This window comes from Clostridium sp. YIM B02569 (genome assembly GCF_022320765.1).
In the GTDB taxonomy this organism is placed as follows: Bacteria; Bacillota; Clostridia; order Clostridiales; family Clostridiaceae; genus Clostridium; species Clostridium beijerinckii.
This window is the reverse complement of sequence record NZ_JAKJJX010000053.1, coordinates 1-9,910: the sequence shown is the minus strand read 5'-3', so window position 1 is coordinate 9,910 and position 9,910 is coordinate 1. Positions and strand designations below refer to the sequence as shown.

The window sequence follows — 9,910 nt, the reverse complement described above, 5'->3', positions numbered from 1 at the left end:
AGCGGGTAGTGGGAATCGAACCCACCTTTCCAGCTTGGAAGGCTGGAGTATTACCGATATACGATACCCGCAACTAATCTGCTTGTTCATTATATGTTACATATTATAGGTTGTCAACATAAAAATTTAATTTTTTTCAAATAAAGTGCTGAATATTGTATTTTTTCCGCAAATTCACCGTATTTATAAACCTCTCACTTAGCAGTATCACACGCTTTGACTTTTTTCCTCGCTAAATTAATATAAATTTATAAATATATTTAAATTTCTATCTCTTTGAATATAATGCTTTTCAATAATAAGTTTATATTTGAAATTTTAGTAAGCAAACTGCTCAATAAATAATCTAATATTAAAAAATTAATTATGCTATTTAACTAAATTTTGATATTAAATTAGAATTCACTCTCAATTATTTATTAGCCTCTTCTTTTTTATTCCATGTCTTATTAAATCAAAAATCAAACCATAAAATAAAAATGTTAACAAATATGCTATATATATTTTTATAGTCACAGAAGATTGAGCTTATAAACTGTACCTAATTACAGTACCACTATCTAACCAAGTTCTAAATGACTCAACTAATATTTTTTTCATTTACTCCCACCCACATTTATTTTCATAAATAATTATTTCATATTAATTTATCGTTGCCTTAATTATTTTTTATTCCCTTCTAAAAAATTCAATCATATATTATATCCCTATTATACTCCACTAAAAGTTGTTAATTTAAATACTAACCTCTCCTTAAGCCGCATTTTTCAAGCATATTCTGAAGAATATATATTCTTCTATGGTAATATTCTAGAGAATATTTATTCTCTAGAATAAATATTGTGAAGAATATTAGAATATTCTCTTTTTCTGCATATATCTTAAGTGAGATAAATGAGAATTCAAAAAAGTTATCCTGCAAAAAGTTAGAGCTCAAATTTTTCATTTGATTAACAGAATTTTTTCATTTGATCTTTTATATTTAGAATCATACATTTCTTTTCTGTTATCATTTATAGAAAGAATGTACAAAAATTTATTATACGAGGAGAACACTTATGAGTAAAAGAAAACAAAATGAACTACCAAAAAATGATTTTGCTCCAGATGAGAATGAAGAAATAATTGGTTTTACACCTGAACCAGTCATCTCTGGAAAGTGCATTTCATCTTTTTCATTTGATGATGATGAAGATGAAATAAATACTGCTATGTCCAATAACAGTAATAATAATAATAATAATAATAATAATAATAATAATTGTAGTTATAACAGTAATAATAGATCATCTATTGAATCTAATAATCCTGCTCTAATCATCTCATTTGATGATGAAGCAGCATCTACCCAAAATGTTAAAGCATCTAATTCTAATATTCTTGCAGATAATAGAAAAGTTTCATTAGCAAATGGCATGGCTCCACCTATTGATGGTGAATTCCTAGATATTAAACGAACTTATATGCTTAGATCTTCTACTGTTAGAAAAGTTAATGAATTAAAGAGCAGGCATCCTGACTTAAATACTTATGTAAGTACTATAGTGGACATGGCTATAGCTCACTACTATAATTACATAGTAAATGATAACAAGTATTTAGAATAATCTACTAGGGTGTAATAGATCATTCTAAATACTTGTTATCATTTATTTAATAAGGGGTAAATAATGATTAACTATCTTATAAATTTATAATACAGGATGAATATGTCATTTGTATGACAAGCTATAATTTTCTAAATCAGTTATTAGAATTTTGTAATAATTTATTTTTCTTAACTTGCTATAATATATTTTGAATATAATTTCACCGCTTTCAAATACTATAAATTATGAAAGGTGGCGAGTATAATGAAAAAATTTATTGTTACATTTTCTATTTTTTTATTCTTATTACTTAGCATAAATACAGTAAATGCTTTTGCTGCTAGTAAAACTTTAACTCAAGGGCTGTATACCTTAAAAGACTCAGGCTTATCAGCAGGCATTGATTATAATGTTGAAAATAATTCTTCTGGTAGAGCCATACTTCTTATAGTTGATAGCACTCAATTAATACAGGAGCTAATTCGTTTTGAACCTAATTCTCGCAAATATATCATGAAACCGCTAAATTATGGGGATATAATTATAATAGTTACTACGGGTAATTTAGAATTCTCTTAATGAGTATACTTATGATTTTATCAATACCTGCCGACTCATTGTCATCCAGCTATCTATTAATCTACTTAAGCATTTTGTATTAATATGCTGATATATTGAACTAATTTTCATTCTATATTGAAACAACTTTTTATTGCTTTATACGAGACAAAATTATAATTGTAGTTATAATACATGCCGTTCCAATCCATTGTGCTATTCCAAGCTCTTCATGTAACCATAATACAGATAATATAGCAGCCGATAAAGGTTCAGCTGATGATAATATACTTGACTCTGTCGGCTTTATATAATTTAAACTTTCTAAAAAGCAAGTAAAAGCAATTAACGTTCCAAATAATACTACAAATATAATAGCTAATATTGAATTAGTAGACCAAATTCCAGTGCAATTCCATGGCTGCTCAATAAAGCTAAAGGATATTCCTCCTATTAACATCCCCCACCCAACTACTAATATGGATCCCCATTTTCTAAGAAGTAAGCGAGGTTGTAAAGTATAAAAGGCTGCTGCAAATGCTGATGCAATTCCCCAAAACAATGCCAACCTTGAAATAGATATACTATGAATATTCCCCTTTGTAATTATAAAAAATGTCCCTAGCATTGCTAGTCCAATAGCAATAATTTCTTTAAGCTTTGGAATTTTTTTATTACGAATGGCTAAATAACAAGTAATTATTACTGGTGATGAATATTGAAGTATTGTTGCTGTTGCTGCATTCCCATATTTAATTGCTGCAAAATATGTATATTGTACACCTAGCATGCCTAATATACTAAAAAATATAAGACTCAAAGCATCATTCTTACTTTTCCATACTTTCCATATATTTTGCTCACCTTTCATAAAAGTATATAATAATAAAATTATTCCCGATGATAATAAACGTATTACAACAAGCCACTCTGGACTAAATCCCTTTTTCTGAAATAAGTATTGAGCAGCAGTACCTGATATCCCCCATAACATGGCTCCTATGATTACCAGGATTATTCCTTTTATCCTTGGCTGAAAGTTCACTATACTTCCTCCTTTTTGTATTTATTCTTAATTAACTTATATATACTGCAAAAATAATTCTTCACCATAATTCTAAAAATATTGCAAGAATTTTAGCCGTAATTGTGTATTGTTAAATGTGCATTATGAATTGGAACACATATAATCATTTGCAATATATATTTTAGCTAATTGCAATTATATTGATTTAATATAACAAATATGTAATAATTTTATTATTATTTATGGCATTAAACAATTAATATATTGTCAAAAATTAAAACTATATTAGCGAGATGATAAATATGCAAGCAACAAGAATAGAAGTAAATGATAATTTGCAAGAAACAGTAAAACATGGTTCTCATGATTTTCCACTAGCAATTTATACTGACAAATTTAATCTGTTTGAAGATGGATATATAAGATGGCATTGGCATAAGGAAGTACAATTTTCATATTCACTATATGATAAAGTAGTAGTTTTTATTGAAGATGAAGATATAATATTATCTCCAGGTGAAGGAATTATGATAAATTCAAATGTACTTCATCAAATTAAACCATATGAAAATATCGATTGCATGATGTTTTCCATTGATTTTGATTCAACTTTAATTGGAGGAAGTGAAGAATCACTTATTGAAAAAAAGTACTTATCTCCAATTATTGAGAGTAATAATTTGAAATTTCTCTCTTTAAAACCTGACGTTCCTTGGCAAAAAAGAATCTTAGCGCATCTGGAACAAGTTTTTATATTATCTCATAAAAAATCATATGGATATGAATTAGAAATGAAAAATTATTTAAGTATTGTTTGGTTAAACTTAATTAAAGAAATAAATGAAGATATTAAAAGAACTGTACCTTCAGCATCAAATGATGATGAACGTGTGAAAATGGCAATGCAATATATTCAAAAGAATTATGCAGATAATATTGATCTAGACAGTATCGCAAGAGCTGCAAATATCAGCAAAAGTGAGTGCTGTCGAAGTTTTAAAAGAATTTTGAAAGTAACTCCTTTTGAATACTTAATGGAATATAGAGTTTCAAAAGCAGCAGAGCTACTTCTAAAAAATAAGGATTCCATTTCTAATATTTCTCTCGATGTAGGTTTTAATGGCATAAGTTACTTTGGAAAAGTATTTAAAAAGTACAGGAATTGTTCTCCGTCTGAATATAGAACTAAATATTGCCGCAAGTAAAGTAATTATAAAATATATACTATACCTACAGCGCTATGGCTTACTTTTATTAATAACATAAGCATTTTATGCATTTACGGAATATTATATATATAAAGAAACTCTATGGTACTATTTATAAAAATTAATCCGTAGGAGATGTAATTTATGTTAGAAAATAATAGTAATTATATACTAGATAATAAAAGTGGTAAATTACAAGAAGTAGTTAGCATTCCTATTTCTTTATATAAATCAATGAGAGGAAGATACTTTGTAGGGCAGACAGAAACTTTATTTGTTGGTAATGGTTCAAATGCCTGGGCTGGTTTAGTAAATCCACGTAATTCAGATGTTAATTTATATGCAAATGTATTTACTATTTCAAATTTATCTAATGACTATTTAACTGCCCAAATATGGTTAAATACTAGTTTTCCTGAAAAAGCTTGTGTATCCCGTAAGACCTCTCCAACCAACACTGCGTTAAAGCCAATACCAAAAAACAAGGTAGATATTAGATTTATTGAGTCTACTAGAATTGTTCCTAAAGATGGAGTTAATGTATATGAAAGAATAGTACCTCCTAATACAACATTAGTAGGTGAGGAAGATGGAAAGTTTATAGAAGCTCCAGGTGGAAACTATACTCTAATTATAAAATCATCAAATTTAACAATTGATAAGGTAGTAGTCGCATTTGGATGGTGGGAAAAACCAATATGTAAAAAGTAGATTCTATTAAATATCTCGCCTAATGTTCCCCCCCATATGAATAATTATTTTTAACTCGCATATACTATGATTGCTTCTCATTATGTTATTATTTACGAAATCCATTTTGACTCCATTATTGGGGTCTTTTTTATGCAAAGAATTATTTATTAATATTTAGAATTATTTAAACTTCCCCTTCATATAATTAAAGGAAACCTCTTGAGTGTTATTTTTTTGTTCTCTTGGTTACCCTTAATTCATAGTTACTTTTTTGTTTTAATCCATTCACTTTTTGGCCCCTTATTTTAGGGGCTTTTATTATTTTTTACATGAATAATTTTATGAAATATCCACAAACTAGAATGTCTTCATAATCAAATCAAAACTCCATTTTTGATCTATTTAATTCTAAATATGTGATATTTATATTATGTATTATTTAAGATATATTAGAGCATGATATAAATCCCCCATAAATATTAATTATCACATACATATATGCCCCTTTATTGGGGCATTTTTATATTTAACAAAAGTCATAGAAAAATCACCTTAATTTAAGTATGATAAATATTCAAATGCTGTTATTCCATATATGCTTTTAAAATGCTTATTTAAATGTGTTAAATCAACAAAACCACACTCTGCTACTGCTGAATAAACATCTCTATTTTTCTCTATTAACTTTTTTGCCATTTCTACTTTGCAGTTAAGAAAATATTGGTATGGTGAAATTCCAGTATTAGCTTTAAATAATCTAATAAACTGAAATTTTGACATATTAAGCTCTCTACAAATATCATCAAGCCTTAATACATTCTCTAAGTTATAATAAATCATATTCTTTGATTTTTTGATTAAAGCATTTTCTTTCTTGTAACTTATACAAAGATCAGTTTGTGTAAAACTATCTGCAAGAGATAAAAAAAATTCACTACACAATGCTTCATCTTTTCCTCTTAATATTGCATTAGAAAGATTTAATATTTGTCGTTCAAGTCTATAATTATAAATAATAGGAGAAGAAAAACGAACTATATCCTTTTTTTCAATACTCTCTAAAAATAATTTTGGCTCAATATATAACATAATATAATCAAGACCTGTCTCATCATGTGCCATTCCGTCATGTGGCTGTTCAGGATTAAAAAGCATAACACCATTTTGATAGGATAATTGCAAGCTGCCATCTAAGTTATACTGCTGAATGCCTCGCAACGTTACACCTATTGCATATTCCTTATGGGAGTGTTTCTTATATTTAAAGTCAGCAAAACTTGCTGATAACGCGATAATACCTTCTGATTTTTTATATACAAATTTATCCATACAAATCACCCCTTAATCAGCTCGCCTACACCAGATACTATTATTGCAGAATAAACTAAAAATAATGCCATAATTATATTAACAATTTTTTGATGTTTCTGCAAAAATGTCTTAAAGATTGTACCAAAAAGTACCCATGTAATAAATGCACCAAATCCAATAATTGTTATATATGCAACAAATACCATTAAAGTAGATAGTTTAGTATAATATGGCATAACAAAACTCGGAATTACTGTCATTGTAAATAATACGACCTTTGGATTCACAAACTGCATAAGAAACCCTGATAAAAAAGTTGCCGTTTCTTTTGCAGTTGATTTTGATGTATCCATCTTGCATATTTGATAAGCAAGATAGAGAATATAAAGACTTCCGATTATCTGCATGATGCATAGAATTTTTGGCAAAACCGCCATAAGTGCAGTATTTAAAATAGCTGAAATAATAAGTAATAAACTAAACGCAATAGTTGCTCCATATGTATACTCCATTGCTTTCTTTGTCCCCCAATTATTTACCGTAGACAATATTACAATATTCGTAGGTCCAGGCGTAACTGTAACAATAATACAGTAAATAAGAAAAGATGTAATATTCATGAATCAAGCTCCTTTCAAAGTATTCTCATGAATTATACATCTAAGCCTAAATAGCATATAGTATATTATTGCGGGATGACATTCCCCAATAACCTTCTAGTATGAATCATATAATCGTCTTACTTTTTGTTTATTTCACCATTTACTGTAATTATTTCATTTACCTATATTAATCTAAATTCTTTTTCATCAATATATGTAGGCAATCTTCCTCTAAATAAGCTTCTCCCTGCTTTTCATACCCTTGTTTTTCATAAAATTCTGCAACTCGTGCCTGTCCTGACAACATTACGCTTTTTCCACCTTCTCGAGTAATACAATCTTCTGCAGCATTAAGTATTTTTGCCCCAATATTTTTCCCTCGCCATTCCTTTAAAACAGCTACTCTTCCTATGATAAATGACTGTTTCTTACTATCAAAATAGATTCTACAGGTTGAAATTGGCTGTTCTCCTTCATACATAACCATGTGCTTAGCAATTCCATCAATTTCATCAAACTCTTCAACAAAGCCCTGCTCTTTTACAAACACTTCTACTCTTATTTTTTTAGCCTCTTCTGGCAAGTAGTTATACTCTTTAATTATCATTTTATGACCTCCCCTTCAAAACAAAAGGCATCCAAAAGCTAACCTTATAGTGTGAAAACACACCGTACCTACGGCTGGCTTTTGTATGCCTTATAATACAATCATCCGGTGATGAAAGTATAAGCTCTCATTTATTTTTTTACATATAGTATATATAAAAATTTGTTGTAAGTCAACGATAGATTTTATCTATATTTATATAATGACTTATCAATTATTTTAGATACTTTCATTGGTCTATTATTCAAAATAAAATCCATTTTTATCGACTTTATACCAACTATCTATTTACATACTAATTCAAATTCTTCACAAACAACAACCATATTTTCATCAAAATCAAGATCATACTCTTTTAATTCTTTTGAGAAAAAATCTTTATGTGCCTTTCTCCAATATGGCAAGGACAAATCTCCTTCTCCCTTCTTAAGTGCATGATTTTCTGACACTTCATTAAATGAACAAGTATAAACTTTGGTCGTTTTAGTTATGCAAACAGCATTATTATCAGTGTCTAATATAATATTTAAACCACCACTGCTGGCAGAGGACTGTTTTCAATTTCATATAGCTGATACGCTGATGCAGTTACTGTTTTAATACCATTTGCAACTAGTTTTGCGAGTTTATTTGCAATCGAAGCATCTCCACCAAAACACCAAGCATCATAAGTCTTACCGTAGAATCACTTATTACTTAGCCCCACAAAATTTATATCCATCTTACAACCTCTTCTAATGGCTTTCGTGGCCTTGGATATGGTGATTGATCTGGATATCCAATTGCTACTGCTGCTACAAGTTCATCTTTGCAATTTAACCATGAGCATATTTCTCTGTCACAATAAAATATGTCGCAAATCCAAAGAGTTCCTAGTTTAAAATCCTGTGCTGCTAAAAGAACTGTTTGTATTGCGGCCCCAATTGATTGAGTATCAGTAAGTGATCTATGATGATTATAATCTTCTTCAATATTAGAAAAAGTATTAAATACTAAGATTACTGCCGATGCTTCATTAATTGAATTCATACTTGACTCCAGGCTACCAGTAGATTTATCCTCTTTTTTATTCTGGTGTAGTGAATTCTCCATAATTCTTACCATCTCATCTTTTGTGTTATCCTGGGCAACAATAAACTTCCATGGTTGACGATTCTTTCCTGACGGTGCTTTAGTTGCTAATTCTAAGATCTTTTCTATTATTTCTTTTGGTACTACCTTATCTTTAAACTTTCGTATACTTCTACGCTCTTCTATTGCTCTTATTACATCCATACTAATCTCCTAAATTTAATACTTTTACTTGAATCATAAATCTACAGTTACTTATATTTATTTACTCTCACGAATTAACATAAGCTATTATTTTCCCTATATTCTTCTTATCTGTAAAATCTACTGGTTTATCATAAATAGCAAGCATTCCTTTTTCATCTGCTGATAAATCTTCCTTTTTCTTATTTTTTATTTTCCATTTTAATAATGTCATAAGAAATTTATCAAAAGAACTTAGCTTATTATAATTAAATCCACCTCTTAGATAAAAGAATTTGATATATTTTTGCTCATCTACTGTAAAGTTTTTATTTATTACTTCGTTTATAACATTATCTCTTAAAGGTGATGCTCCTGTTGTAAACACTACTAACCTCTTATCTTTAATTTTGTTAATGTTCTTTTTGATTAATCCTATCCCAATAATGCCTACTGCATACAAACTTCCACCATAAATTATAGTATCATACTTATTCAAAATATTAATATCAACATTTGATGCATTAAAAATATCTGCTGATAGCTCTTCTGCAATCCACTTCGCATATTTTTTTGTAAAGCCTGTTTTAGATTTATAGATTACTACTGTTTTCATTATCCACCTCTATCTAAGCAATTATATTAAATTACAGTTATATAAAGATTATCTTTTTCTTTGTAGACTTCATTAATTTCTTCTATTTTTTCATCAAGTTCTCTTTTATTACAAGTATGAATAGAACACAAAGCACGATTATACATTACAAAATCCTTCTCCCATTATAACCCTTTTTGAAATACTATGATTTACTCATGAATTTGCTGCATAATCATATTCCATATTAAATCAATTATAACATATATTGTTTATTTATTTTGTTGTATATTTTCCATAAACTGTGTCAATAATTAAAACATAACTTCATATTAAAATAAAAAAGAGATAGCTTTTATTTATTATCATTCACCTGATTTTTCGCTATCTCTATTTTGGTACTGTATAAGTGTAAGTGTAAACCATAAATAAATGGTTATACATTTGCACTTATTTTTATTTATAA

11 protein-coding genes and 1 tRNA gene are annotated in these 9,910 nt (G+C 28.3%); 4 read left to right on the top strand and 8 right to left on the bottom strand.

What is annotated here, in order from left to right; all coding sequences use genetic code 11:
* Nucleotides 1–71, bottom strand: a tRNA-Gly gene (locus L3B96_RS26900).
* 987 nt (nucleotides 72–1,058) lie between these two features.
* On the opposite strand from L3B96_RS26900, the gene L3B96_RS26895 reads away from it, so the two are divergent.
* Together L3B96_RS26895 and L3B96_RS26890 are read left to right on the top strand one after the other, a co-directional pair.
* Complete coding sequence (locus tag L3B96_RS26895) at nucleotides 1,059–1,607, top strand: hypothetical protein (RefSeq protein ID WP_238949041.1); 549 nt, start codon at nucleotides 1,059–1,061, stop codon at nucleotides 1,605–1,607.
* Between the two features lie 246 nt (nucleotides 1,608–1,853).
* The gene (locus L3B96_RS26890) at nucleotides 1,854–2,168 is read left to right on the top strand and encodes a hypothetical protein (protein ID WP_171780571.1); all 315 of its coding nucleotides are present in this window, start codon (nucleotides 1,854–1,856) and stop codon (nucleotides 2,166–2,168) included.
* 130 nt (nucleotides 2,169–2,298) lie between these two features.
* Here the strand turns inward: L3B96_RS26890 and L3B96_RS26885 are convergent, their stop codons facing one another.
* The gene (locus L3B96_RS26885; protein ID WP_236897166.1) at nucleotides 2,299–3,192 is read right to left on the bottom strand and encodes an EamA family transporter; all 894 of its coding nucleotides are present in this window, start codon (nucleotides 3,190–3,192) and stop codon (nucleotides 2,299–2,301) included.
* Nucleotides 3,193–3,476: 284 nt separating this feature from the next.
* Here L3B96_RS26885 and L3B96_RS26880 point away from each other — a divergent pair, with 284 nt between their 5' ends.
* Nucleotides 3,477–4,379, top strand: a complete 903-nt coding sequence (locus L3B96_RS26880) for an AraC family transcriptional regulator (protein ID WP_238901343.1) — start codon at nucleotides 3,477–3,479, stop codon at nucleotides 4,377–4,379.
* A 147-nt stretch (nucleotides 4,380–4,526) separates the two neighbouring features.
* Complete coding sequence (locus L3B96_RS26875) at nucleotides 4,527–5,093, top strand: DUF6143 family protein (RefSeq protein ID WP_077856425.1); 567 nt, start codon at nucleotides 4,527–4,529, stop codon at nucleotides 5,091–5,093.
* Between the two features lie 534 nt (nucleotides 5,094–5,627).
* Here the strand turns inward: L3B96_RS26875 and L3B96_RS26870 are convergent.
* From L3B96_RS26870 to L3B96_RS26845, 6 genes are all read right to left on the bottom strand, one after another.
* Nucleotides 5,628–6,404: an AraC family transcriptional regulator gene (locus L3B96_RS26870; RefSeq protein WP_238949040.1), complete on the bottom strand. Its 777-nt coding sequence runs from the start codon at nucleotides 6,402–6,404 to the stop codon at nucleotides 5,628–5,630.
* A 5-nt stretch (nucleotides 6,405–6,409) separates the two neighbouring features.
* On the bottom strand, nucleotides 6,410–7,006 hold the full coding sequence (locus L3B96_RS26865) for a LysE family transporter (RefSeq protein ID WP_238949039.1): 597 nt from the start codon (nucleotides 7,004–7,006) through the stop codon (nucleotides 6,410–6,412).
* Between the two features lie 169 nt (nucleotides 7,007–7,175).
* Entirely contained in the window at nucleotides 7,176–7,595 is a 420-nt protein-coding gene (locus L3B96_RS26860; RefSeq protein WP_238949038.1) for a GNAT family N-acetyltransferase, read from the bottom strand.
* Between the two features lie 284 nt (nucleotides 7,596–7,879).
* Nucleotides 7,880–8,086 carry an ASCH domain-containing protein gene (locus tag L3B96_RS27530; protein WP_343073125.1) on the bottom strand — a complete coding sequence of 69 codons (207 nt, stop codon included), beginning with the start codon at nucleotides 8,084–8,086 and terminating at the stop codon, nucleotides 7,880–7,882.
* Between the two features lie 220 nt (nucleotides 8,087–8,306).
* Complete coding sequence (locus L3B96_RS26850; RefSeq protein ID WP_238901341.1) at nucleotides 8,307–8,870, bottom strand: nitroreductase; 564 nt, start codon at nucleotides 8,868–8,870, stop codon at nucleotides 8,307–8,309.
* A gap of 67 nt (nucleotides 8,871–8,937) precedes the next feature.
* Nucleotides 8,938–9,465, bottom strand: coding sequence for a flavodoxin domain-containing protein (locus L3B96_RS26845; RefSeq protein WP_238901340.1), 528 nt, complete (start codon nucleotides 9,463–9,465; stop codon nucleotides 8,938–8,940).
* Nucleotides 9,466–9,910: the final 445 nt, after the last annotated feature.

Bases quoted from the DNA above. Each gene is read 5' to 3' on its own strand.
- L3B96_RS26895 (WP_238949041.1), top strand. From the start codon at position 1,059: ATGAGTAAAAGAAAACAAAATGAACTACCAAAAAATGATTTTGCTCCA.
- L3B96_RS26890 (WP_171780571.1), top strand. From the start codon at position 1,854: ATGAAAAAATTTATTGTTACATTTTCTATTTTTTTATTCTTATTACTT.
- L3B96_RS26880 (WP_238901343.1), top strand. From the start codon at position 3,477: ATGCAAGCAACAAGAATAGAAGTAAATGATAATTTGCAAGAAACAGTA.
- L3B96_RS26875 (WP_077856425.1), top strand. From the start codon at position 4,527: ATGTTAGAAAATAATAGTAATTATATACTAGATAATAAAAGTGGTAAA.
- L3B96_RS26870 (WP_238949040.1), bottom strand. From the start codon at position 6,404: ATGGATAAATTTGTATATAAAAAATCAGAAGGTATTATCGCGTTATCA.
- L3B96_RS26865 (WP_238949039.1), bottom strand. From the start codon at position 7,006: ATGAATATTACATCTTTTCTTATTTACTGTATTATTGTTACAGTTACG.
- L3B96_RS26860 (WP_238949038.1), bottom strand. From the start codon at position 7,595: ATGATAATTAAAGAGTATAACTACTTGCCAGAAGAGGCTAAAAAAATA.
- L3B96_RS26850 (WP_238901341.1), bottom strand. From the start codon at position 8,870: ATGGATGTAATAAGAGCAATAGAAGAGCGTAGAAGTATACGAAAGTTT.
- L3B96_RS26845 (WP_238901340.1), bottom strand. From the start codon at position 9,465: ATGAAAACAGTAGTAATCTATAAATCTAAAACAGGCTTTACAAAAAAA.